The sequence below is a fragment of the Phyllobacterium sp. LjRoot231 genome (assembly GCF_964253365.1).
Classification (GTDB): domain Bacteria; phylum Pseudomonadota; class Alphaproteobacteria; order Rhizobiales; family Rhizobiaceae; genus Phyllobacterium.
The window spans coordinates 4,037,638-4,061,493 of sequence record NZ_CAXUQT020000001.1 but is presented as its reverse complement, the minus strand read 5'-3'; the positions used below and the strand labels follow the sequence as shown (position 1 = coordinate 4,061,493).

Here is a 23,856-nt window from a genome sequence, read left to right as displayed (position 1 = left end):
GTCTTTTTCAATTCCAGGGTGATACGCAGTGGTAAGAACCACATAGCGTCACCTCCTGTCTTGCGAGCAAGGCCCTTGCCCTTAGGTCGGAGAGGCCAATCTTCTCCGATGCACCGGCTGGCTCGGCGCTTGCTGCTTCACTCGCAAAACGAAACGAAGGTGGCTTTGTTCGACCATGGCTGCAACGAATGCAGGGTTGCATCATTGCAGGGAGATGAGGTTCCAGGTTGCGCGCGCCGGGATGAATTTCTAGTGCAAGCCCGTTAATGCGGCAAACATCTGATATGCTAAAATAATTGGCAGGGGACATTTAACAACGGGATGGAGTAGGCTAGGTTTCATGCGGGACGAGCATTTCAGAAAAACAATTTGAGGCGACATGGCAATTCACGCAGCAGTCTATCATCTGACCCACTACAAATATGACCGCCCGATCATGCTCGGGCCGCAAGTGATCCGCCTGCAACCTGCGCCTCATTCCCGCACGAAAGTCCTGAGCCATTCGCTGAAGGTCAGTCCGGCAAATCATTTCGTCAATCTGCAGCAGGATCCGTATGGTAATTTCCTGGCGCGCTTCGTCTTCCCGGAGCCGGTGACGGAGCTGAAGATCGAGGTCGATCTGATAGCGGACATGACGGTCTACAATCCGTTCGACTTCTTCGTCGAACCCGTTGCCGAGACCTGGCCTTTCGCCTATCCGGAAGACATCAGCGAAGACCTTTCGATCTATCTGAAACCTGAGCCAATCGGCCCGCTGCTGTCGAATTTTCTCGCGACTGTCGACCGGACGCCGACCAACACGGTGAATTTCGTCGTGGACCTCAATGCGCGTATCCAGCGCGAGGTCGGCTACGTCATTCGAATGGAAACCGGCGTGCAGGAGCCTGAGGTTACACTCGACGTACGCACAGGTTCTTGCCGCGATTCGAGCTGGCTGCTGGTGCAGGCGCTGCGCCATCTCGGACTCGCCGCGCGCTTTGTTTCCGGTTACCTGATCCAGTTAAAGCCCGATCTGGTTTCGCTGGACGGACCGGCCGGGACTGACAAGGATTTCACCGATCTCCACGCTTGGTGCGAAGTCTATCTGCCGGGTGCAGGCTGGATTGGCCTTGATCCGACATCCGGCCTTTTGACTGGCGAAAGCCACGTGCCGCTTGCTGCCACACCGCACTACCGAAACGCCGCGCCCATCTCCGGCATGGCGGAACCCGCAAATGTCGAATTCGGCTTCGACATGCGCGTCACCCGCGTTTCCGAACACCCACGTATCACCAAGCCGTTCTCGGATGAATCCTGGACCGCGCTGGATGCACTTGGCGAAAAGGTCGACGCGTTCCTGATAGAGCGCGATGTGCGCCTGACCATGGGCGGCGAGCCAACATTCGTTTCGATCGATGATTTCGAGTCCGGCGAGTGGAACACCGATGCCGTCGGCCCGACAAAACGCGAAAAGGCCGACAAGCTGATCCGCCGTCTGCGCGAGCGTTTTGCGCCGGGGGGCTTCCTGCATTACGGGCAGGGAAAGTGGTATCCGGGCGAAAGCCTGCCGCGTTGGACCTTTTCGCTCTATTGGCGCAAGGACGGCAAGCCGATCTGGATCAATCCGGATTTGATCGCAGCGGAAAACAGCAAGGCCAAGGTCAAGCCGGAGGATGCGGGCAAGCTTCTCACCGGCATAGCCGAGGTGCTCGGCGTCGAGAACGAGATGGTCGCGCCTGCCTATGAAGACCCGGCGGAATGGATCGTCAAGGAAGGCAACCTCCCCGCGAATGTCGATCCGTCCAATTCAAAGCTGAAGGACCCCGAAGAGCGCAGCCGCATGGCCCGCGTCTTCGAGCGCGGACTGACGGAACCCACGGGTTTCGTTCTGCCGGTGCAGCGATGGAACAGCCAGGCCGCCGCCGGCCCGCGCTGGCGCAGCGAGAAATGGACGACGCGCCGTGGCAAACTGTTCCTTGTGCCGGGGGATTCTCCTGTTGGCTATCGGCTGCCGCTGGGATCCTTGCCGCATGTTCCTCCATCGGAATATCCCTTTATCGTCCCGGTCGATCCGTCGGTCGAGCGCGGTCCTCTGCCGGATTCGGTAGCCCAACCGGGAGCCCCTGCGGCGCGGAATGCGCCGCAAACCGTGGCTTCGTTCACGGCGGCTGAGGGCAATCAACAGGAGCGTGTCGAGCAAGAGCTTGGCGAGATCGGTGGTGCGGTGCGCACGGCCATTTCGGTCGAACCGCGTGACGGCCGGTTGAGTGTCTTCATGCCGCCCGTCGAGGCGCTGGAAGACTATCTGGAACTGGTCGGCGCGGCGGAATCTGCTGCGGCAAAGCTCGGGCTGCCGGTCCACATCGAAGGCTATGGTCCGCCGCAGGATCATCGTATCAATGTTATTCGCGTTGCGCCGGATCCGGGCGTGATCGAAGTGAATATCCATCCGGCGTCGAACTGGCGTGAGTGCGTCGAAACCACGACAGCGATCTACGAAGAAGCGCGGCAAACAAGACTTGGTGCCGACAAGTTCATGATTGATGGCCGCCATACCGGCACAGGCGGTGGCAATCACGTCGTTGTCGGCGGCGAGACACCGAACAACAGTCCGTTCCTGCGGCGCCCTGATCTGTTGAAGAGCCTTGTTCTGCACTGGCAACGCCATCCTGCGCTGTCCTATCTGTTTTCGGGCATGTTCATCGGACCGACCAGCCAGGCACCGCGATTCGACGAGGCGCGCCATGACAGTCTCTACGAACTCGAAATCGCCATGGCACAAGTGCCATTGCCCGGCAAGGGTACGCCGCCGCTGCCATGGCTGGTCGACCGGCTATTCCGCAATCTGCTGGTCGATGTCACGGGCAACACGCATCGTTCGGAAATCTGCATTGACAAGCTGTTTTCGCCAGATGGCCCGACAGGACGGCTTGGTCTGGTCGAATTCCGCGGTTTTGAAATGCCGCCCAACGCGCGCATGAGCCTTGCACAGCAATTGCTGGTGCGAGCGTTGATCGCGCGATTCTGGAACAAGCCTATCGAGGGCAGTTTTGTGCGCTGGGGTACCACGCTGCATGACCGCTTCATGCTACCGGCCTTCGTCTGGCAGGACTTTCTCGATGTGCTGGCTGACCTGCGCCAGAACGGCTTCGATTTCCGTCCGGAATGGTTTGAGGCGCAGCTTGAATTCCGCTTTCCGTTCTGCGGTGAAATCGAGAATGAAGGCGTCAAGCTCGAACTCCGGCAGGCGCTGGAGCCTTGGCATGTCATGGGCGAGCAGGGCGCCATTGGCGGGACGGTGCGCTTTGTCGATAGCTCGGTCGAACGGCTTCAGGTCAAGGTGGAGGGCTTCAATCCCGCACGCCACAGCGTCGCCTGCAATGGTCGCGAAGTGCCGCTGAAAATGACCGATACCCAAGGCACCGCTGTCGCAGGCGTCCGCTATAAGGCTTGGCAGCCGCGCTCCGGGCTGCATCCGATGATCCCGGTGAACACGCCGCTGGTTTTCGACCTGTACGATCAATGGTCGGGACGTGCTATCGGCGGTTGCGTCTATCATGTCGCACATCCGGGCGGGCGGAGCTATGATACGTTCCCGGTCAATTCGAACGAGGCGGAGGCGCGCAGGCTGACCCGGTTTGAACCGCGCGGGCATACGGCTGGCGGATACGAGCTCAGGAAGGAACAGCCCGCGGCTGAGTTTCCGATGACGCTCGATCTGCGAAGGCCGCGTCCGAATTGAGTATAGGAAAGGCCGGGAGACTGAAAGGAAGCATGTCCGCAAGCAAGCCAGCACAATCGCTGCCCGAAGCCGAGATGAAATCCGGTGCCGGCCTGCTTGCGAGCTATACGCCTCTTCGGAATGTCGCCGATGAGATGATCGACCCTTCAGGCGCGGTGCGGCCGGGCTGGGAAACACTGCTTCACACGCTCGATCAGATCGGTCCGGAAAAACTCGCGACGCGTTTTGCCCGCGCCAACCAGTATTTGCTCGATGCGGGTGTGTTTTATCGCATCTATGACGAAAACGGCACGCAGGAACGCGAATGGCCGCTGGCGCATATTCCGATCCTGATCAATGAGAACGACTGGCAGTCAATCACCGCCGGGCTCACACAGCGCGCCGACCTCCTGGAGGATATCGTCGCCGATATCTATGGCGAAACCAAACTTATCCGCGATGGCATATTGCCGCCGGATCTGATCGCTTCCAATCCGGAATTCCTGCATCCGCTGGCGGGCGTAAAGCCGGCGAGCGGCCATTTTCTGCATTTCTGCGCTTTTGAGCTTGGCCGGGCTCCGAACGGTCAATGGTGGGTGCTGGGTGATCGCACGCAGGCGGCCTCCGGTGCCGGTTTCGCGCTAGAGAACCGGGTTGCGACGACGCGGGCGCTTTCGGATATTTCCGGCGCCATGAATGTTCACCGGCTGGCGGGATTCTTCAAGGATTTCCGCGATGCGCTGCAGGGTCTTGTCACCGATCCGCAGGGGCGTGCCGCGATCCTGACGCCCGGACCCAACAACGAAACCTATTTTGAACACGCCTATATCGCCCGCTATCTCGGCTTCATGCTTCTGGAAGGCGATGATCTGACAGTCAGCAAGGGCAGGGTGATGGTGCGGACCGTGTCCGGCCTCAAGCCCGTCGATGTGTTGTGGCGGCGCATGGATGCCGCATACATGGACCCACTGGAGTTGAAACCGGACTCGTGGATCGGCACGCCGGGTATCGTCAGCGCACTGCGTCAGCAGTCAGTCTCGCTGGTCAATGCGCTGGGCTCCGGCATTCTGGAAACGCGTGCGTTGCTGGCGTTTCTGCCCGCAATTTCCAAAGCGCTGCACAATCGCGATCTTGCCCTGCCGAGCATCGCCACATGGTGGTGCGGACAGGAGAAAGAGCGCAAGCATGTCATGGATCGCCTCGACCAGATGATGGTCGGCCCGGCACTGTCGACGCGGCTGCCCTTCGAGGACGTGGACGCGACGGTGCTCGGCTCGACGCTCGATGCTGATGCCAGGGCGGCGCTTCTCGCCCGGTTGCAGAAGGATGGGCGCGGACTGGTCGGCCAGGAGGCGGTCAAACTCTCGACCACGCCGGTCTACGTAAACGGCAAGCTGGAACCAAGGCCTTTTGTGCTTCGGGTCTTCGCTGCACGCCACAAGGATGGCTGGAGTTTCATGCCCGGTGGCTTTGCGCGCGTCGGCCGCACGATGGATACCGCAGCAATTGCCATGCAACGTGGCGGGCAGGCGGCAGATGTCTGGATTACCTCTAGCGGACCTGTGCCGAAAGATACGCTGCTGCCGCGCGAGGATGATACATTCCGCCGCAATGTGCCGGGCACACTGCCGAGCCGCGCAGCCGAAAATCTGATGTGGATGGGGCGCTATATCGAACGTGCTGAAGGGACAGCGCGGATCCTGCGCGCCTGCCATGCGCGCTATGCCGAAGCGGCCAATATGGATATTCCGCTGCTGACGGAAATGCGTGCCCATCTTAAGCCGCTGGGCATCAATCTCGATACCGCCATTCCGAAGGGACTGCAGCGCTCGATCGATGGCGCGATGCTTAGCGCCGGGCGCATCCGCGACCGTTTCTCGCCCGACGGCTGGCTGGCATTGCGCGATCTGTCCAAGACCATCCACCGCTTCCAGGATGCCGTTTCACCCGGCGATGACACGACCCGCGCCATGACGATCATCCTGCGCAAGCTTGCCGGGTTCTCCGGTCTCGTGCATGAAAACATGTATCGCTTCACCGGTTGGCGTTTCCTGGAAATCGGCCGCCGCCTGGAGCGCGGCATCCAGATGGCGCGCGTTCTGGCGACATTGTCGCGTCACGATGCGGCTGAGGGTGCGCTGGAAATGCTGCTGGAGATCGGCGATAGCGTCATGACCCACCGGCGGCAGTACAGCGTCTATTCCGGACGTCTCAGTGTGCTCGATCTGCTCGCGCTCGATCCGCTCAATCCGCGCTCGATCATCTTCCAGCTCGACGCGTTGAAGACAGAGTTCGGTCTGCTTCCGGCGCGCGATACGGGCACAAAAATGCCTGTCTTTTCAAAGGAAGTGCTGCGCCTGCATACGGAACTTGCGATCATGGAGGCACATGAGCTCACGCCCGAAAAGCTGGACACGATTGCCTACGAAATCGGCACGCTATCCGATACGATTTCCGACACCTATTTCGCCTGAGAAGACCCTAGCATGCTCTATAATATCCGCCTTCATCTCCATTATGACTACGAGCGGTCTGCGGCGGGCGGGCGGCACCATATCCGCGTCATGCCGCAGGCCATGCCCGGCATCCAACGCGTGATCGCTTCGAGCCTGAGTTTCGATCCGGTTTCGGCCGAACGGTCGGAATTTACCGATTTTTTCTCCAACAATGTGACCTCGATCGTCTATCGCAATCCGCACGAGACGCTGGATGTGACAATGACAGCCCGCGTCAATGTCACCCGCCCGCAGACCATGCTCGACGTTTCGCCTGATCTTGCGGGGCTGCAGAAAGAGATTCGCAGCGTCTGGTCTATCGCTGCAGACGCGCCGCATCATTTCCTGACGACCAGCGCCCATGCAACGATCGATCCGGACATCACGGCCTATGCCGCGCAGAGCCTTGGCGACAAACGCACCGTGATGGAGGTGGTCAACGATCTCAACAAGCGCATTCATACGGATTTCACCTATGACGGCGACGCGACAGACGTGCGCACACCCGCGCGGCAGGCATTCGATCTTAGGGCGGGTGTGTGCCAGGATTTCAGCCATGTGATGATCGCCGGTTTGCGTGGCCTTGGCATTCCCGCGGGTTATGTCAGCGGCTTCCTGCGAACCATCCCCCGCCCGGGCAAGGAGCGGCTGGAAGGTGCCGACGCCATGCATGCCTGGGTGCGTGCATGGTGCGGACGCGAAGCGGGATGGCAGGAGTTCGACCCGACCAACGACATGGTTGCGGGTAATGATCACATCACCATCGGCTATGGCCGCGATTACGCGGACGTTTCGCCCATTGTCGGCGTGCTCAAAACAAGCGGCTCACAAGAGGGCAAGCAATCGGTCGACGTGATCCCGTTGGAGTGAGCAGGAATTAAACGAATGAGGCGCAAAGTTTGCCGCATTTTACCCCTTCCCCAACGTGAGGAGGGTCGCTGCGTAGCAGCGGGGCGGGGGGCTTGGAGGCGATGGATTAGAGTCTACTCGCCGGGACCGCTTATTGAGAATCCGATCCTATTGCCCCCCACCCCGAACCTTCGGTCCGACCCTCTCCACGTTGGGGGAGGGTAAGAAGCGGCACCGTTCACGATATTATTGAAACGGTTTTTCTTGGTTTCTGGAAATGTGGAGAATATGGTCTGCACCATGCTTCCCATTCCGCCATTGATGCTCACCACCGGTCCCGTTCCCGCCTATCCGGAAGTGCTTGCAGCGCTCGGATCGCCGGTGATCTATGACTATCATCCGGCGTTCCAGACCTGGTATGCCGCCGTTATAGAGAAGCTTAGACAAGCCCTGCGAACCGACATTGCTCCGGTGATCATGCAGGGCGAGGCTATCCTTGGCATCGAAGCAGCTGCCGCTGCGTTGATCGCCAAGGACGATGTAGTTCTCAACCTCGTTTCCGGTGTCTATGGCAGAGGTTTTGCTGGCTGGGCGGCGCGCTACGGCAAGGAAGTCATTGAACTTGCTGTACTCTATGACGAGATCATTGATCCGCAAGCGGTTCGCGAGATATTGCACAGACGACCCGATATTTCGGTCGTGTCGCTGTGCCATCACGACACGCCGTCCGGCACACTCAATCCGCTACATGAGATCGGGGCGGTGGTTGCCGAGCATGGCGCCTTTCTGATCGTCGATGCTGTGTCGTCCTTTGGCGGAATGGATGCGCATCCGCAGGATGCCCATGTCGATATCTTCATCACATCCCCGTCGAAGTGTCTTGGCAGTACGCCTGGCTTGAGCCTCATCGCAGTCAGCGAGCGCGCCTGGGCGAAGATCGAAGCCAACCCGGATGCGCCGCGCGGTTCATTCCTCAGTCTCGTTGCCTGGAAAGACGCGTCGGAACCCGGAAGGCCATTTCCGGTAACGCCGTCCATTGCCGAGATTTATGCGCTCGATGCCGCACTCGATCGTTACGCAAGCGAAGGCCCGGAAAATGTATGGGCCCGTCACTCGCAAACCGCGGCCATCGCCCGGCAAGGGTTGCGCGACCTTGGCGTATCGCTTTGGCCAAGGAACGAAGCCTGGTGTGCGCCATCGGCGACGGCTTTCAAGCTGCCACAAGGCGTCAGTGATGTGGCGCTGCGCGACTGTCTGTTGAATGATCACGGCATTCTGGTCTCGCTAGGGCGTGGTGAGACTGCGGGCAAAATCCTGCGTATCGGCCATATGGGCGCTTCGGCGGAACCGGCCTTTGCCCGCCAGATCATTTCCGCGTTGAGCGGCATTTTATCCCGGCCACTTCACCTTTGACCTAAGAGGATTGTAACGATGTCCCGTATCCTGTTGAACCGCCGCGCTTTTCTCGCCACGACTGTCAGCATCGGTGCGGTAACGGTTTTGCCCGAATGGACCCATGCGCAGGCTTCTACACCTGTCCAAGGCGGGCGTCTTGTCGTCGCTGGCGATAGCGAACCGGCGAACCTCAATCCCGCCATCGTCGCGTCCAACGGTGTGTTCTTCGTCGCCAGCAAGGTCGTCGAACCGCTGGCCGAGCAGTCCTATGACGGCAAGGACGGGCTGGCGCCGCGCCTCGCTGTTTCCTGGGAAGGCTCTGATGACGGCCTTACTGCAACCTTCAAGCTGCGTGAGGGGGTTACCTGGCACGATGGCAAGCCATTTACCTCGGCGGATGTTGCATTCTCCGCGCTGGAAGTCTGGAAGAAGCTGCAAAATCTAGGCCGCGTGGTGTTCAAGAACCTCGAAAGCGTCGAAACGCCGGACGACCATACTGTCGTTCTAAAGTTCTCACAGCCCACACCTTTCCAGCTTATCCGCAATGCCTTGCCGGTGGTCACCTCCGTCGTGCCGAAGCACCTTTATGAGGGCACAGACATTGCCAAGAACCCCGCCAATCAGAAGCTGGTGGGGACGGGGCCCTTCAAATTCGGCGAATACAAGCCCGGCGAATATTACCTGCTCAAGTGCAACGACGCATACTGGCAAAAGGACGAGCCATTACTCGACGAGATCGTCTATCAGTTTTTGCCGGATCGTGCTGCGGCAGGCAACGCGCTGGAAGCCGAGGAGATCCAGCTTGCGGCCTTCTCCGCCGTGCCGCTTGCCGATCTCGATCGGATTTCCAAGGTGCCAGGCCTGAAGGTTTATTCCAACGGCTATGAAGGGCTGACCTATCAGTTGATCGTCGAAATCAACCACCGCCGCAAGGAACTGGCCGATGTCAAAGTACGTCAGGCAATAGCGCATGCCATCGATCATGATTTCGTCGTCAAGACGATCTTCCTGGGTTACGCGAAGTCCTCGACCGGGCCTGTGCCGGCCTACGACAAGACTTTCTACGAGCCCAATGTCACTGCCTACGCCTTCGATCCGGCCAAGGCTGAGGCGTTGCTCGACGAGGCGGGCTACAAGCGCGGCGCAGACGGCAATCGCTTCAAACTGAAGTTGCTGCCTGCCCCTTTCTTCAATGAAACCAAACAATTCGGCGATTATCTTCGTCAGGCGCTGGCCAAGATCGGCATTGATGCGCAAATCGTCAGCAACGATACGCCGGCGCATCTGAAGGCGGTCTATACCGATCATGATTTCGACATTACTGTCGCGACGCCGGTCTATCGTTCCGATCCGGCGATTTCCACGACCATCCTGTTCCAAAGCGGCCTGCCTGAGGGCGTTCCTTTCTCCAACCAGTACGGTTATGCCAATGCCGATGTGGACAAGCTTATCAAGGCCGCCGCTTCCGAGATCGATGCTGAGAAACGTGCGGATCTGTATAAGGAACTGCAAAAGAAGGTGGCTGATGATCTGCCGCTGATCAATGTCGCCGAATTCTCCTTCATCACCGTGGCGCGCGACAGTGTTCAGAACGTGTCGAACAATCCGCGCTGGGCCGTTTCGAACTGGTCGGATGTCTGGGTGAAGGGGTGATGCAATTATTGTTGACGACGTATTTTAATGGTATATATATTATGGGGATACATTTAATCAGTGAAGATTACATTTGACCCGTCAAAACGGGACAGGGCTTTTCAGGAACGCGGGCTTGATTTTGGTAAGGCGGACATAGTTTTCGCCGGTCGGACATATGACAAGGAAGATGACCGCTTCAACTATGGAGAGATACGTGTGATCACTGTGGGTTATCTGCATGATCGCATGGTTGTTGTTGTATGGACCGAGCGAGATGGTGCCCGGCACATTATTTCGATGAGGAAAGCCAATGAGCGTGAAAGAGACAGATACAAAACCAACTTGGGTTGATCCTGACGACGCCCCTGAACTTGGCAATGAATGGTTCCAGAAAGCCAATCAAAACGAGAACGGAACGCCGGTTCGTCGGGGAAGACCAAAGTTGGAACGCCCCAAGCGACAACTGAATTTGCGTATCGATGCTGATGTTGTCGACAGATTTAAATCCGATGGGCCCGGATGGCAGTCACGCATCAACGAGGCCTTGAGAAAGGCTGCCGGATTGTAGGCGAGACCGCTTCAATCGCGATACCTATCCCCCATAGTTGGCTATCAAGCCGGAGTTCTCATTGCCGCCTCTCGTTTCCTTTTTCCTGAGACGTCTCATAACGACGCTTCCGGTTCTGTTCGTGGTGCTGGTCGGGAGCTTCCTGCTGCTTGAGGCGGCTTCCGGCGATGCGGTCGATTCCTATGTAGCGCGATCTGGTGCCATGGATGCCGAACAGATCGCACAACTACGCCAGGAATGGGGCCTCGATCAGGGGCCGCTCTATCGCTTCAAGGCCTATGCATCGGCACTAGCGCAAGGCGATCTTGGTTGGTCCACCGCCTTCGAGCGACCTGTTGCCTCGGTGATACTGGAACGGTTGCCGATCACGCTGCTATTGATGGGCATTGCAACAACGCTGGCCTTCTTCCTTGGCTCGCTGCTCGGCGTGATTGCTGGTGCAAGCCCCGGATCAGCTGGCGACCGCATTCTATCCATCGGCTCGCTGGCCCTCTATGCCGTGCCGGGATTCTGGCTTGGTCTCGTGCTGATCGTGATATTTGCCGTCGACCTGCGCTGGCTGCCCATCGGTGGTATCGAGTCCATCGCTTCGGGCAAAACCGGCCTCGCGCGCATAGGTGATATCGGTACGCATCTGATCCTGCCGGTTGCCTCGCTCGCCATGGTCTATCTCGCCCTCTATTTACGCTTGATGCGCGACCGGATGAGTGAGATCTGGCGCGATCCTTTCGTGAAAGCGCTCGAAGCGCGTGGACTAAGCCGGGGGCGTATCGTCTGGCGGCATGTGGCGCGCAACGCGGTCCTGCCGGTTGTTACCATGCTGGGTCTGCAGGCGGCGGCGACGCTCGGTGGCAGCGTTGTGGTGGAGAGCGTCTTCGCCATTCCCGGCTTTGGCCGCTTGGCCGCAGAGGCGGTGGCGCGACGCGACACGCCGCTCCTGCTTGGCGTGATCCTGTGCAGTGCAGTCACCGTGATCATCGTCAATCTCCTTGTCGATCTGGCCTACAGCAAGCTCGATCCACGTGTAAGAGCGGGTCGATGACCGTCATCTGGCGGCAACTCAATTGGGAAGGGCGTGTCGGCGCCGTCCTCCTTGCAATCCTTGTCCTGATGGCACTGCTGGCGCCGTGGATCGCGCCGGGCGATCCGCTGGCCATTACCGGCGAGCCCATGCTGCGGCCCTTCGCATTCGGGGCTCATATGCTTGGCACCGATCGCCTTGGCCGCGACGTGCTTGCCGGGCTGTTGCATGGTACGCGCACAACATTGCTGGTCGCGTTTTTCTCGGCGGCGGTTGCGTTGATCGTCGGCAGTATCGTTGGCACGCTGGCAGGATTTCTCGGCGGCATCGCCGATACGGCGTTGATGCGCATTACCGAGGCGTTTCAGACTGTGCCGGGCTTCCTGCTGGCGCTTGCCGCCATCAGCGTCACCGGGCCGAGCGTGCCGACGCTGATCTTCGCCATCAGTCTTGGCACATGGACGCAGGCTGCACGGGTGACGCGCGCCGAGGTGCTGTCGCTGCGCGAGCGCGATTTTGTTGCAGCAGCACGCACGCTCGGCATGCGCCCGTTGGAGATTGCCTTTCGGGAAATCTTGCCCAATGCTTTTGGCCCGACAGCTTCGCTCGCTGCTATTTCCGTCGCCGCCGCTATCCTGATCGAGGCGGCGCTGTCATTCCTCGGCTTCGGTGACCCGAACCGGGTCACCTGGGGCAGCATGATCGCTGAAGGGCGCACTGTCCTGCGCGCTGCACCCTATCTGTCGATTGTTCCGGGTATTGCGCTGGTGGTGACTGTTCTCAGCATACATTTGCTTGGACGCGGGCTGTCACGCACGGAAAGATTGCAGCCGTGACAGAGACTTACCTGCATGTCCGGAATCTCGGTGTGAACTACGGTGAGACTGCTGCTTTGCAGGGCGTGCCCCTGGAGCTGGCCAAAGGCGGCAGGCTGGCGGTGATCGGCGAGAGCGGCTCGGGGAAGTCGACGCTCGCCATGGCGATTGCGGGGCTGTTGCCGAAGTCGGCGAGATACGAGGGGTCGATCGAGTTCCCGGGTTTGGCGCACCGGCCCAAACTCGGCAAAGATATTGGTGTGCTGTTTCAGGACCCGAGTGGCAGTCTTGATCCGGTGATGAAGATCGGCGACCAGATCGCAGAAGTGGTGATGACGCATCAGGGCACAGGCTGGATATCGGCGCGGGTCCGGGCGGCCGAATTGCTCGATCGCGTGCATATCCCGAAGGCGCTGTCGCGGCTCAACAGCTATCCGCATGAGTTTTCCGGCGGACAGAAGCAGCGAATCGCGCTCGCTGCGGCTTTGGCGGGCAATCCCTCGCTGCTTATCGCCGACGAACCCACCAGCGCTCTCGACACAGTGGTGCAGAGGCACATCGTCAATCTGCTCGACGAACTGGTGCGGGAGAGCGGCCTGACGCTTCTATTCGTCACTCACGATATCGCGCTGGCTTCGGAGCGCGCCGACCAGATCGCGGTGCTCTACAAGGGCAGGCTGGTGGAAACCGGCGCGGCTGCCAGGGTGCTTGGCCGGCCGGGGCATCCTTATACGAAAGCATTGATCGGCACGCATATCTCGCTGGATACACCGCGCCGGAAGCGGCTTGCCGAGATCGATACGAGCGAGCTGCAATGACGGAAAGCTCGACTGCATTGCCGGTTCTGGAGGTGAAAAACCTTGCCAAGCGCTTTGGAGATCGCGGCGCTGCAGGGCTTAAGAACATAGGTTTTTCGGTTTCGAGCGGAGAAACCTTGGCGGTCGTTGGTGCTTCCGGGTCTGGAAAGACCACGCTGGCGCGGCTCGTCATGCGGCTTGCGGACCCCGATACAGGGTCGATCCGCCTGCAGGGCCGGGATATTACCGCGCTACATGGTGAACCTCTGCGGCGCTTGCGACCGCGGTTTCAGATGGTGTTTCAGGATCCGCTGGCGGCGTTCAATCCACGCGCCAGCGTTCGCCGCGTTCTGGAAGACCCGCTGCGGACACATGGACTTGCCGAAAGGCAGGGCTACGATGCCGTGATCAGCGCGGTGCTGGACCGCGTTGGCCTAAGCGCAGAATTCATGCAGCGCCTGCCGCTCGAGCTCTCGGGCGGACAGCGTCAGCGTGTCGCCATTGCCCGCGCGATCTCGACAAAGCCTGATCTCATCGTGCTCGACGAACCGGTATCGGCGCTGGACGTTTCAGTACGCGCGCAAATCCTCAACCTGCTCCTCGATCTTCAGGATGAGACGGGCGTCGCCTACCTCTTCATATCGCACGATCTTGCCGTCGTGCGGGCTTTTGCTGACCGGATGATCGTGCTGGAGGAAGGGGGGATCGTCGAAAGCGGTGTGACCGAACGGGTGCTTGCGGCACCCCAGGCGGAGGCGACACGGGTACTGATTGACGCTGTACCCCGCCTACGGCCTTTTGATAAGTCAACCTGATGGGCATTAGATGCACGTTTCTCGACTTCCGGTGCTCACGGACCAAAACGTCCGCTGTGCTCCGGTTCTCGAAAATCGCACCTACTACCTCATCAGGTTGACTTCTTAAAACGCCTTGCACAATGGAAATAATCTCTGCCACGACGTGAGATCGAAAAGGCATTCCTCGATTATCGGCTTCCGGTCGGACATCATTCCTGGCCGACAAATTTTCAATGAGGAACGAATGATGAGTGCGACGAACATTTCAGGCAAGCTTGCAGCAAACCATGATCGATCGAAAGCTTATGGACGCGAAATTTCCGTAAGAAAACTCAGTCCCTCAGTCGGGGCCGAGATCGACCGTATCGATCTGTCACGCCCGCTCGCATCCCATGAAAAGCTGGCTATCGACGAAGCGCTTGGACGCCATGGCGTTGTTTTCTTTCGGGATCAGAACCTGACCCCAGACCAGCATATCCGGTTCGCGGCTCAATTCGGTCCGATCAATATCAATCGCTTTTTCAAATCCATCGACGGCCATCCGGAAATTGCCGAGGTGCGCAAGGAACCGCATCAGGAAGCCAATATCGGCGGTCTCTGGCACACGGATCACTCCTATGACCAGATCCCGGCCAAGGGGTCGATCCTGTATGCGCTGGAGGTTCCGGAAGTGGGCGGCGACACGCTGTTTGCCAGCATGTATGCGGCCTATGAGCATCTGTCGGACGGTTTGAAGCATACGCTGCAGGGATTGCGCGCCGTGCATTCCAGCCGCCATGTCTTTGGAGCGGAAAGCAAGACGCATGCCGGTGAAAACGATCTGAAAGGGCGCATCCTCAATCCGGAGCTGGCAACGCAGGACGCTGTTCATCCCGTAGTGATTACGCATCCGGACACCGGCCGCAAGGCGCTCTACGTCAATCCGAATTTCACCCTACGCTTCGAGGGCTGGACGGCGGAGGAGTCGCGGTCGTTGCTGAGTTATCTTTATGACCATGCAAAACGGGAAGAGTTCGTTGGCCGGTTCCAGTGGCGCCCTGGCTCCGTGGCTTTCTGGGACAATCGCTCCACCTGGCATCTGGCGCTGAACGATTATCAAGGCGAGCGCCGCTTGCTGCACCGTATCACGATCGATGGCGTCAGCCTGTCGTAGACTGCCAAAGCGCCATGACTATTTGAACGGCCATGTGACAACGCCCCCATAGTTCTTGCCTGGATAGGGCGGAGGCGCAGCTTGCGTTTAAGCATCAACTACATCAGACGCATCAGTCTCGATTAATCCACTAGCTTTCACAGTCGAAAACATTCTTCCAGTATTTCCAGCCTTCACCTTGTATAAGACCGTGATCAGACAAATCTTTCCAGTTTTTGTAAACACCCGTATCGTCATACAAGAAATGACGCATGTCCTCGCTTGAGGAATACACTGCGTATTCTTCGGTGTGCTCCGATAGATTTGCCTCGTCCGAAACCTTATGAACGAAGGTCGATAGAAACTTGAAATGCAAAAGGGCGCCAGATACGCCGAGTGCTCCACGCATGTCACCTAAATTCAAGGAGAGCGGCCAAACCTGATGCGATGATTTGAGAAACAGGCACTCACCCGCCACGTAAACGAGGGGTATCTTGTTGAGTGCGGGACCATCCCAGATACGGCCTTGGAAGTAGACCCGTCCCCGGACCCCGCCCTTGATCCATATCGTCAGATTGCGTTTGTCGAAATGTGATACGTAGCCCGAACGGTCGAAGAGGTTGCAAACCCCCAGGGGATTCCTTCCGGGCTCGCAAACGTTTTCAACAATGGGGTTATGGCTATACATATCGACCATTACCGATCGTAGAGAACGACCGCCGACGGAATCCATGTAGGCGGTCAATTGACTGATCGGCCTTGTATCGCAATGCGGGTAAACCAGAAACTCATCGGCATCGACGTAAAGGACCCATTTTTCCTGGCAATACCGGTTGATGACCTCGTTGATCCAGTCGTTTCCGAACCTGGCTGCCTTGTAAGACCCGTTGGCCGAAAGGAGGGATACGTCGTCGAAGCTGGACAGTTGTTCGACCGTGCCGTCGGTCGACCCGTTATCGATGCAAATAAAGTGCTCAAAGCCAAGATCGCGATAATACTGCAGAAAGAATGCCAACCGATGCCCTTCGTCGCGGATGACGCATATGACGACATGGCGTGCGCGCTTGAGCCCGCTGCGCAGCAGGTCGCACTTGACCTGCCTGGCCTTCAGAGACCGGCGTACTCGAGCCTTTACGTAGTGTGAAATGCTGGCGACGGAAGCACTGTTGATCATGCTTTTTTCTAAGCTGCGTTCTATCATCATACGACGTAATCGCCGACTAGCAGACTCTGGACTCGCGGATTGGGCTTGTCCTTTTGGAGCGCGTGTTTGATGCGTTCTCGGATTGAGCGATACTTGTATAACATCTTACGGTCGAATGTTATTCCGCGATACAACGCGTCGTATACTGGGTGCGACTTGCGCAAGTCGAGGTAAACTTGGCTTTCTGCATCGCTCCATGGAAAGAAGGTCCCATGCCACGGCTTTGGATGCGCCATATAGTGGACGATGGACAACGAGGACATATTCACAAGATGCAAAAATTGCTTCGGAAAGTTCCAGCGGTTCGACACGAGGATGAGTGAAGAACCGCAGACATAGTTCAATGCACCTTGATCATGTTTGCCCTCGCAGGCCTCCGGATTTTTCACAAAAAGTTCCAACGCCTCCTGCCCGATCCAGCCGTTGCGGTGAAACTTCAGGACACCCGCGTTGAAATAGTGGCTGTCCCTTCCGGTGTGGAGGAGGTTATTGATGGACGTGTAATCACGCGCTGCAAAAAACTTTCCCTCGGGGGCGACGGCGTTTTCGAGCTCAGCCAAATTGCTGACGATCTGCGTGTCCCCATCAAGGTAAATAATCTGGGTATAGTCGGCAGGCAGGACTTGGCAAAGGACCAGCTTGGCCATTGTGCTGACGCTGATGCGTCCCTGGAAATGCGAGCCGTCGAGCTTCCCGAGCGAGTCCTGCAATGCCGCGGTGGCATCGATCAGTTCGACGCCACTCATCGCGAGCAGCCCCTTCAACTCGCCAAAATTATCGAGGTGTTCCGACATGAGGACGCAGATGTCAGTTGCCGTACTGGCGAATTTGCGAGCTTGGAGCGCCGAAAGAATAGTTGGAAATGAATACTCGACATCCGTAACGTAAACGACGCATTGATTATTCATGTCACCACCCTTCTGATAGTTCTTCGCCGGGAACGCCCTTGATTGAGCCCGTCACTAATACTGTCGTATGGAATCTCGGTCCGATATTTTGTTGCCAACGCGCAACCGAGTAGTCGGTCTGAAATAAATGGCTGGTCGACGACGACTTTTGAGGGTTTAATTGTTGAAATTTTAACCCCGACGGGCGTTCCACTATCGTCAGTCTGCGGTTCTACATTGCGAGGATTGGCGGCTGGGACCGTTATCGAGATGCAAAGGGAGGGAGGATGACAATGCTGAACGGCGCAATCGTCGCGATGGTGATTTCGATCGCGGCCGGGACCTCCATCCGTGCCTGGGCTTTCGCAATCTTTGCGGTTTTCGTGGCATGTGGTTTGGGGGCCGTGACCTTCGCAGAGGGCTCTTCCCTGATTGCAGCGGCGCTCTCCAGCTTTGCGATCCTTGCGCTCATGGAGGTCAGTTACCTGGTAGGCGTCTTTTTGTCGGGACTTTGGCGTCGTACTCGCAAGCTTCCGAAAAACGGTTCCGTAGCTGACCCCGCGCATGCGACGGACAAGCACCGCCGGGGCTGACGTCAAAATAGAGGCTGCGACGTATCTTATTCCGAAGGGGCGCATAGGGGACATCATCGCGCCGAAACCATCGGCGTTTTCATCAAAGATGCCGATGCCTCCAGGGGATATGGACTCGTAAGCGATCGGGCCGCGCGTCGTGGTAAGACGTAGGGGCGATCCAAGCAACCGGTGGCCAACCCTGCCGTAATGCTGAACAGCAAGCCCAGATCGGTACTGCTCCCGGAGATCGTCGCCGAGGTGATCTGGGCGATCGATGCCAACACGGCGGCAATTCCGATCGATCGATCCTCCCGAGCGCCTGATTTGTGCCGGCCGGCCGCCATCAAGAGGCTGTACAGGAAGACGGCGAAAAGTACCGTGCCGGACAATCCGACATTGGACAGCAATGCGGCAATGAAACTGGAGGCCCGAACTGTGCCGAGTCCGGCGCCGAAAGTGGCGGTCTCAACGAATGAGACTAGTGCCAGAGTGTTCCACGCGGTGCGTTCTTCGCCGGATTGAGACTGAAGCTTGTCTGCAAAGGTAATGCTCGTGAGGTCCGTGACGGAATTCCACGCATCGGGTATCAGCATGAGCGCGACGATCGTGCAGGGAACCATGAACAGGGTGACCACCAGGAAAGTCGCATAAGGGGCAGTACCCCGGCCACCGTGCAGGCGTTTCAGGCTGAACAATACGACGAGGCAGAGAACGAACAGACAGCCGATATAGGCAGTTGTCGACGTGCACAGTATGATTGTGGTGCCGATTGATAAAGTCGCCAGACCGGTCAATCGGCTTGGAAAGCGCTCCAGCCAAAGCAGGAGCGTGAAAGAAAAGAAGACCAATGCGGCCGATCCGTAGGAGCTTGCTTCGGGAAAGGAGCCGACGATACGTTTGAAACCGCTGATCGTCTCGGCCGTGTGCATCGTATAGTTAGCATTGCGTATGAAATCGAGTAACTCGGCCTGGTCGGTCATGAACGCTCCGATATCGACAAGCGCCAGGACGAGACATGCCATGGCCGTCATGATCAAATTTCGAGCGATGAGACGAGCGTACCCGAGCCGGGCGAGCCCGCTGACGACGGCAAAACACGCGAGGTCGCCGAGCAGATAGACAGCCTGCGTAAAATTGGACGAACCCGGAGCCAGTGGAGAGGCCACTGTGGACATCGTCCCCGACGCGTCGCGTGCGGACGAGTAGACCAGGGTCGCACCCGCAAAGATGCGGGGTAGAAAGAAAGCCGATACCGCAGAGAACAGGATGTAGACAGCGAACCAGAAGCCGGGGCTTGGATACGCGATGCTGGCCAAGGCTGCTTGTGTTTCGACGGGGCGCAGCAAGGCGGTCGCAACAAAGAAAAGCACCAGAAGATGGCTAGGTTGGATGCTACCACCGCCAAGTGCGGGCAGCTGGAGCGCCGCTGCAGCTCCAAAGAGCGTCGACAAACACAGTATCCCGATTGCAAAGCGTGCTCCGTAGACCACGCTGAGCGCGCCAAGCAGGAGGACGATGTAGCCGATCGGTTCTATCGTCACGCTTCAAATCCCGATCTGGACGGCGAGCATGTGGCCTTGCTCGCAATGCACGCCGGTGACGGCTCTAGCCGGAACCGCGGAACGGGAGAGGGTAAGCCAAAGCCGCCGGCCCCCGGTGGCATCTTCTTCAATCATGGCCGCCTCCTTTTTCGATCCTGCTTGAGACATTCAGACGGGAAGCCGATGGACCACCTGGGCCTACATTCGGAAGCAGGGCAGCCGATGCCTGCGGCTGAAGCAGGGAAGAGGACGCTTGAGCGTCCGCATCGACACCGATCTCGACGAGGTCATGCGGCAGCAAGGCGGTCGTCTCATCCGCTTCGATATTACGATAGGTTCCGTCGTCGCTGCGGCGCACGATCTTGAAGGTTTTTTGTGTTCTTCCGAGGCTCGTCGTCTCCGTCCCGATCTGGGCGACTTGGGCATTGTACCCGGCCTGTTCGCCGAGCAGTTGCGCTACCTGGATGTCAACCGCGGCCTTGCTGATAGCGAGATCAACCGTATTCAGCTGCTCCTGGTTTTCGGCGTTTTGCTTATTGATAATCCCGGTCTTTTCGCGCTCACTGTCGCTGAGCGCCTGACGGGCCTTGGTCAGGGCGATTTCCAGATCGAGCATGCTGCTTTGGGCGTCCGCCAACGCACGATCGAGTGAAAATTGGCGTGCGTTATTGGATAAACCTTTGCTCGCAAGACCGTTGACGGCATCCAGTTCCTCCTGCGCAAGGGTGATCTGTCGCTTTTGCGAACTGATCTTGGCTTCGAGTGACTGGATTTCCTGGCTATACAGACGGCTGAGATCATTCGCCGCTGCGATCTGGCTTTCGGACTCGACGCGTCGGAGCCGCATCAGGTTGGACTCCTCCGCCTTTAATTTCTCCACATCGGGCGTTCCCACGAGTTCGGCAGGAATAGCGAAGCTGGGTTCGCCGGCGATCTCGGCGCGCAGACGCGCCTGTCGCATCAGAAGATCACGCCGGCTGAGAATGGCAGTGCGATAGGCACCGGCAGCCTGGATCCGATCGCGCTCGAAGACGGCACTCCCCTCGCGCGCCCGCAAGAAGCCGCCCGCGATGCTCACCGCCTTCATTACGGTCATGTTCGCCACAAAAGGATAGCGCCCCGGTGTCTCCACGGTTCCCGTCACGAAGATCGGCGCGTGCTCGGCGACCTCCACGGCAATGAATGGTTTTCCCGGCAACTCGGCCTTTTCGGCCAATGCGCCCGCAATGGCGTCGGCGAGTTGCTCGGTCGTCTTCCCGTTCGCCTTTACCTGACCCGCGATCGGGATCGATAGATTACCCATATCGTCGACGGCATATGTCCCGTCGAGCGCCTCCCAACTGGCGTATCGGGCATCCGACGATCGCCATTCGACGATGCGTAACTTTATCTTGTCTTCCGCGACGAGCGTATAAGTTTCGGCATGGGCCGCACTCCAGTTTGCTATGCAAGAGAAGACAAGCAAGGTAAGGCGGGCAAATACGAGGCGATCGGGCAAAATCCGAATTTTCAAATATGCCGGACGGAGCGTTCTGCCAGCGTGTCCCGCATAGGGACTCGGCTGCCTGTTGAGCACGGGCAAAGACCTGCGTTGCATGGCGTCTGCTACCTCCGTTTTGTTGCGATGGATGGTGAAGACATCTCGCGATTAGAAGAATTGCCGAATTCGAGGATGCGGGACGGAGAGGCGCGACCTATAAGAAGATCTGTCAGAGCCAGCATGTTCCCGCCCAAACGTCCCCGCCGATCGATAGAACGGTCGCCGAGCAACACGCCCCGAGCGTTCGCCAGGAGGTTGCGGCCAATTTGTGCGATCGCGCGCGCCTTCGACATCGTGCCCTTCCGGATCAAGTGGGCAGGATTGGCAATCTGCGAATAGCCAAGCCTTCGACCGGGCTGACGCCCGGATTTGACGCCCAGATGAACGCCACGGGCGCCCTCGACACGCACGGATCTCCCGTAGCGGGCAATGGATCTGCTGAAGTCGACATCCTCGAGCCAGCCATAGAGCGGAAGCTGCTCGTCAAAGGCGAGGCCATGCTCGATAACGGGCGACAGGCGGACCACCATGTTGCATCCGTAGGCGTTATAGACATCGGTCACCAACTCAGGCCGCTCGCCAGCGGTCTCGATGACTTCCAGGGCCTCGGACATGGTAAGGCCTCCGCCAAGGATGCCGTCAGCCAGGACCTCGCCCGTCGCGATCGCCACATCCGGTTCCCGAGCGAAGACTGCTTCCATACGTGGTATGAAGTTGGAAGCGGGAATGAAGTCGTCGTCCAGAAAGATCAGAATATCCGTATCGAGGACCGCCGTTCGGAGAATCCTGTTGCGCTGGCAGGTCAACCCTCGGGAGCCGACCATGAGCTCCACGTCGAGACGATCAGCGAGCCCCGCTGCATCGTCGATGTCGGGTACGCAGACGATGATCCGCTCTGGGCGGTTGTGCAGGCCAGTAAGATAGTTGATCGTCTCCAGCAATGTTGCGGGGCGGCCCGCCGAAGCGATGCCCACGGCAATTCTCAACTGATCGCCTACGCGCCCCTCAGTCATGATTGCACGGGAAGGAATAGGCGCCGGCTCAGTTGGAGCGCCTTGTCCGGTTATCGCTGCAAGGCGCTCCGTCATGACTGCATTCTCAGCGGCGCTTTGTTGATGATCGCGCCGAGAACCTCCGCGCCGACATTCCGCATGCCGTCGATGACTTTCACGGTATCGTCGATCGAGGTGCGTCCATGCCACGTGACCACCAGGACGCCGTCCAGCTCTGGTGCTATCGCATTCGCGTCCGGGGATGCGGAGAACGCGGAAATGTCAACGAATATGGCGTCAAATTCCTTTTTCAAATCGTTGAAACTCAATTGCGTACGGCCGGAACTCAGGCGAATGGCCGGCGTCACCCCGCGCATTTTGCCGAGGGGAAGAAATTTCAACGTCGGGGTGAGGGGTACCGCCGCGGTCTGGATCAGATCGGCATTATCGAGAACATCGATAAGACCTGTCGAGCTATGGGGCGCAATCGAACTGCTGAGAGAGGATTTCTCCGCAGCCGCATCGATCAGGAGTGTGCGAGACCCCGATTCTGCGGACTGGACCGCAAGCTCGCAAGCTATTGTCGACGCTCCGCTCCCCGGATTGACGGCTACGATCCCGATGACGACCTTCCGCCTCCGCCGAAGTCCTGCGATCGTTGCGCCCAATTCCGCCATACCGGGTATGATCGGATAGGTGGCCGTGCTGCCGCTGCCTGCCTCGGCGGCCAAGAAGCACGCAGAGTGCCCGTTCCGGGCCTTTTCCGATCTCGCTAGTAATGTGACGAAGGGCAGTCCAGCCGCTTCCGCGAGCCGTTGGGCACGGACGATCCTGCGGTCACCCGCGTGCCGAATCATGGCCAGCATCAAGCCGGCGCCCGTTCCCACCGCTGTAGCGAAGGCAACGATGAGTCCGCTGCGGGGCCTCGCCTTCGAAAGCGGCAACGTTGCCTGCGAAACAATCGTGGCATCGGATACAGGATAGGATATGCGCTGCTTAGCTTCGGTAAACTGAGTGAGAGTACTCTCGAAGAGGGTGCGGCGCGCGTCCGCCGCACTTTGCAATTCCGCGAGCTTGAACTGATCGCGCGGGTTGCTCTTGAACGTGGCTAAGGCATTGGCAGCCTCGGCTAGTCCGCGCTGTTGCTCGATCACGAATTTTTCGAGCCACTCGCTGTATTGCCGAGCGGCCTGGGCCTTCATCAGGATATTTTTCCGGATATATTCCTCGGCGACCATGTCGGCAATTTCGACCGCCTTCTTTGGGTTCGATGCGTCGGCCGATATCTCGAGGATCGTCGAGCGCCCGATCCGACGCAGTGCCACCATGTTTCGCAACCTGGCAATAACCCGATCGGACCGCTGCGTCTCTTCCGCCAGCGATCCTGGCTGCGCCGTACCTGTCGCTCCGTCTGATTCCGGATCATGCGGCAGAGTCCCCATCAGCCAACCTTTCGCCGTGTCTTGCAGCGAAGGCGCCTTGTCGGCAAACGCAGGATCACTGGCGAGGTCAAGCGCCTTCGCCGTTCCACCGAGCACATCGCTTGATTTGGCAATTTCCAGCTGTGCCTCCAGGAAAGCGTCCGCCTCGACAGCCCGCTGCGCGTCAGAGCCGTTCACCTGGGGAAAGACTAAAAGTTGGGTGCTGGCTACGAATGTCGGCTGGGCTGTGAGGACATAAACCCCGGCCACCGCGAGGAAAGCACTGGTCGTAACGACGATCCACAGCCAGCGCATTCTTAGAAAAAAGAGCATGTCCCGCAAGGTCAGCGGTGAGCTCCCACCAGTGGTTGCGGCAGGCAGGGATATTGAGGAAACACCGCTGAAAATGTGACTGGAGGTCATTTAGTCCCAATCCAAAATGGCACGATCACGGGATGACCAGACGCTCGTAGCCTGGGTCTTAAACATGTG

At 58.5% G+C, this 23,856-nt stretch carries 20 protein-coding genes; 13 read left to right on the top strand and 7 right to left on the bottom strand.

Going from position 1 to position 23,856, the window contains the following annotated elements; translation table 11 throughout:
- The first annotated feature begins 379 nt into the window (after window positions 1-379).
- The 12 genes from ACSQ3H_RS20285 to ACSQ3H_RS20230 all read left to right on the top strand — a co-directional run bounded on the left by ACSQ3H_RS20285 (window position 380) and on the right by ACSQ3H_RS20230 (window position 15,225).
- Entirely contained in the window at window positions 380-3,721 is a 3,342-nt protein-coding gene (locus ACSQ3H_RS20285; protein WP_436118704.1) for a DUF2126 domain-containing protein, read from the top strand.
- A 32-nt stretch (window positions 3,722-3,753) separates the two neighbouring features.
- A complete protein-coding gene (locus ACSQ3H_RS20280) occupies window positions 3,754-6,174 on the top strand; it encodes a circularly permuted type 2 ATP-grasp protein (RefSeq protein ID WP_436118703.1) in 2,421 nt (806 codons plus the stop codon).
- A gap of 12 nt (window positions 6,175-6,186) precedes the next feature.
- On the top strand, window positions 6,187-7,065 hold the full coding sequence (locus tag ACSQ3H_RS20275) for a transglutaminase family protein (protein WP_436118702.1): 879 nt from the start codon (window positions 6,187-6,189) through the stop codon (window positions 7,063-7,065).
- 267 nt (window positions 7,066-7,332) lie between these two features.
- The gene (gene ppaT, locus ACSQ3H_RS20270; protein WP_436118701.1) at window positions 7,333-8,457 is read left to right on the top strand and encodes a pyridoxamine--pyruvate transaminase; all 1,125 of its coding nucleotides are present in this window, start codon (window positions 7,333-7,335) and stop codon (window positions 8,455-8,457) included.
- Between the two features lie 18 nt (window positions 8,458-8,475).
- A complete protein-coding gene (locus ACSQ3H_RS20265) occupies window positions 8,476-10,092 on the top strand; it encodes an ABC transporter substrate-binding protein (protein ID WP_436118700.1) in 1,617 nt (538 codons plus the stop codon).
- Between the two features lie 60 nt (window positions 10,093-10,152).
- Window positions 10,153-10,425, top strand: coding sequence for a BrnT family toxin (locus ACSQ3H_RS20260; protein ID WP_436118699.1), 273 nt, complete (start codon window positions 10,153-10,155; stop codon window positions 10,423-10,425).
- Window positions 10,385-10,642 carry a BrnA antitoxin family protein gene (locus ACSQ3H_RS20255; protein WP_436118698.1) on the top strand — a complete coding sequence of 86 codons (258 nt, stop codon included), beginning with the start codon at window positions 10,385-10,387 and terminating at the stop codon, window positions 10,640-10,642. The genes ACSQ3H_RS20260 and ACSQ3H_RS20255 overlap by 41 nt, the downstream gene beginning before the upstream one ends.
- Before the next feature lie 61 nt (window positions 10,643-10,703).
- On the top strand, window positions 10,704-11,684 hold the full coding sequence (locus tag ACSQ3H_RS20250; RefSeq protein ID WP_436118697.1) for an ABC transporter permease: 981 nt from the start codon (window positions 10,704-10,706) through the stop codon (window positions 11,682-11,684).
- Complete coding sequence (locus ACSQ3H_RS20245; protein WP_436118696.1) at window positions 11,681-12,499, top strand: ABC transporter permease; 819 nt, start codon at window positions 11,681-11,683, stop codon at window positions 12,497-12,499. Before ACSQ3H_RS20250 ends, ACSQ3H_RS20245 begins: the two co-directional genes overlap by 4 nt.
- Entirely contained in the window at window positions 12,496-13,296 is an 801-nt protein-coding gene (locus ACSQ3H_RS20240; protein WP_436118695.1) for an ABC transporter ATP-binding protein, read from the top strand. Before ACSQ3H_RS20245 ends, ACSQ3H_RS20240 begins: the two co-directional genes overlap by 4 nt.
- Window positions 13,293-14,090 carry an ABC transporter ATP-binding protein gene (locus ACSQ3H_RS20235; RefSeq protein WP_436118694.1) on the top strand — a complete coding sequence of 266 codons (798 nt, stop codon included), beginning with the start codon at window positions 13,293-13,295 and terminating at the stop codon, window positions 14,088-14,090. Before ACSQ3H_RS20240 ends, ACSQ3H_RS20235 begins: the two co-directional genes overlap by 4 nt.
- A 226-nt stretch (window positions 14,091-14,316) precedes the next feature.
- On the top strand, window positions 14,317-15,225 hold the full coding sequence (locus ACSQ3H_RS20230; RefSeq protein WP_436118693.1) for a TauD/TfdA dioxygenase family protein: 909 nt from the start codon (window positions 14,317-14,319) through the stop codon (window positions 15,223-15,225).
- 130 nt (window positions 15,226-15,355) lie between these two features.
- Here ACSQ3H_RS20230 and ACSQ3H_RS20225 read toward each other — a convergent pair whose 3' ends face one another.
- Both ACSQ3H_RS20225 and ACSQ3H_RS20220 read right to left on the bottom strand, forming a co-directional pair.
- Window positions 15,356-16,378 carry a glycosyltransferase family 2 protein gene (locus ACSQ3H_RS20225; protein ID WP_436118692.1) on the bottom strand — a complete coding sequence of 341 codons (1,023 nt, stop codon included), beginning with the start codon at window positions 16,376-16,378 and terminating at the stop codon, window positions 15,356-15,358.
- Between the two features lie 26 nt (window positions 16,379-16,404).
- Window positions 16,405-17,316, bottom strand: a complete 912-nt coding sequence (locus tag ACSQ3H_RS20220; RefSeq protein ID WP_436118691.1) for a glycosyltransferase family 8 protein — start codon at window positions 17,314-17,316, stop codon at window positions 16,405-16,407.
- 266 nt (window positions 17,317-17,582) lie between these two features.
- Between ACSQ3H_RS20220 and ACSQ3H_RS20215 the strand changes: the two genes are divergently transcribed.
- Window positions 17,583-17,888 (top strand): hypothetical protein, encoded by a 306-nt coding sequence (locus ACSQ3H_RS20215; RefSeq protein WP_436118690.1) that lies wholly within the window; start codon window positions 17,583-17,585, stop codon window positions 17,886-17,888.
- Window positions 17,889-17,941: 53 nt separating this feature from the next.
- On the opposite strand, the gene ACSQ3H_RS20210 is transcribed toward ACSQ3H_RS20215, so the two are convergent.
- The 5 genes from ACSQ3H_RS20210 to ACSQ3H_RS20190 form a co-directional block, all read right to left on the bottom strand.
- Complete coding sequence (locus tag ACSQ3H_RS20210) at window positions 17,942-19,411, bottom strand: hypothetical protein (protein ID WP_436118689.1); 1,470 nt, start codon at window positions 19,409-19,411, stop codon at window positions 17,942-17,944.
- 3 nt (window positions 19,412-19,414) lie between these two features.
- Window positions 19,415-19,546 (bottom strand): hypothetical protein, encoded by a 132-nt coding sequence (locus tag ACSQ3H_RS20205; protein ID WP_436118688.1) that lies wholly within the window; start codon window positions 19,544-19,546, stop codon window positions 19,415-19,417.
- On the bottom strand, window positions 19,539-20,918 hold the full coding sequence (locus ACSQ3H_RS20200; RefSeq protein WP_436119513.1) for a polysaccharide biosynthesis/export family protein: 1,380 nt from the start codon (window positions 20,916-20,918) through the stop codon (window positions 19,539-19,541). The genes ACSQ3H_RS20205 and ACSQ3H_RS20200 overlap by 8 nt, the downstream gene beginning before the upstream one ends.
- A gap of 98 nt (window positions 20,919-21,016) precedes the next feature.
- On the bottom strand, window positions 21,017-21,964 hold the full coding sequence (locus tag ACSQ3H_RS20195; protein WP_436119512.1) for a glycosyltransferase family 2 protein: 948 nt from the start codon (window positions 21,962-21,964) through the stop codon (window positions 21,017-21,019).
- Between the two features lie 71 nt (window positions 21,965-22,035).
- Window positions 22,036-23,787, bottom strand: a complete 1,752-nt coding sequence (locus tag ACSQ3H_RS20190) for a GumC family protein (protein ID WP_436118687.1) — start codon at window positions 23,785-23,787, stop codon at window positions 22,036-22,038.
- Window positions 23,788-23,856 lie beyond the last annotated feature (69 nt).

What these genes read in the sequence shown, in the direction of transcription:
- ACSQ3H_RS20280 (WP_436118703.1), top strand. Translation starts at nt 3,754, where the DNA reads ATGTCCGCAAGCAAGCCAGCACAATCGCTGCCCGAAGCCGAGATGAAA.
- ACSQ3H_RS20190 (WP_436118687.1), bottom strand. Translation starts at nt 23,787, where the DNA reads ATGACCTCCAGTCACATTTTCAGCGGTGTTTCCTCAATATCCCTGCCT.
- ACSQ3H_RS20215 (WP_436118690.1), top strand. Translation starts at nt 17,583, where the DNA reads ATGACAATGCTGAACGGCGCAATCGTCGCGATGGTGATTTCGATCGCG.
- ACSQ3H_RS20225 (WP_436118692.1), bottom strand. Translation starts at nt 16,378, where the DNA reads ATGATCAACAGTGCTTCCGTCGCCAGCATTTCACACTACGTAAAGGCT.
- ACSQ3H_RS20235 (WP_436118694.1), top strand. Translation starts at nt 13,293, where the DNA reads ATGACGGAAAGCTCGACTGCATTGCCGGTTCTGGAGGTGAAAAACCTT.
- ACSQ3H_RS20195 (WP_436119512.1), bottom strand. Translation starts at nt 21,964, where the DNA reads ATGACTGAGGGGCGCGTAGGCGATCAGTTGAGAATTGCCGTGGGCATC.
- ACSQ3H_RS20285 (WP_436118704.1), top strand. Translation starts at nt 380, where the DNA reads ATGGCAATTCACGCAGCAGTCTATCATCTGACCCACTACAAATATGAC.
- ACSQ3H_RS20265 (WP_436118700.1), top strand. Translation starts at nt 8,476, where the DNA reads ATGTCCCGTATCCTGTTGAACCGCCGCGCTTTTCTCGCCACGACTGTC.
- ppaT (WP_436118701.1), top strand. Translation starts at nt 7,333, where the DNA reads ATGGTCTGCACCATGCTTCCCATTCCGCCATTGATGCTCACCACCGGT.
- ACSQ3H_RS20205 (WP_436118688.1), bottom strand. Translation starts at nt 19,546, where the DNA reads ATGATTGAAGAAGATGCCACCGGGGGCCGGCGGCTTTGGCTTACCCTC.
- ACSQ3H_RS20255 (WP_436118698.1), top strand. Translation starts at nt 10,385, where the DNA reads ATGAGCGTGAAAGAGACAGATACAAAACCAACTTGGGTTGATCCTGAC.
- ACSQ3H_RS20275 (WP_436118702.1), top strand. Translation starts at nt 6,187, where the DNA reads ATGCTCTATAATATCCGCCTTCATCTCCATTATGACTACGAGCGGTCT.
- ACSQ3H_RS20230 (WP_436118693.1), top strand. Translation starts at nt 14,317, where the DNA reads ATGATGAGTGCGACGAACATTTCAGGCAAGCTTGCAGCAAACCATGAT.
- ACSQ3H_RS20245 (WP_436118696.1), top strand. Translation starts at nt 11,681, where the DNA reads ATGACCGTCATCTGGCGGCAACTCAATTGGGAAGGGCGTGTCGGCGCC.
- ACSQ3H_RS20220 (WP_436118691.1), bottom strand. Translation starts at nt 17,316, where the DNA reads ATGAATAATCAATGCGTCGTTTACGTTACGGATGTCGAGTATTCATTT.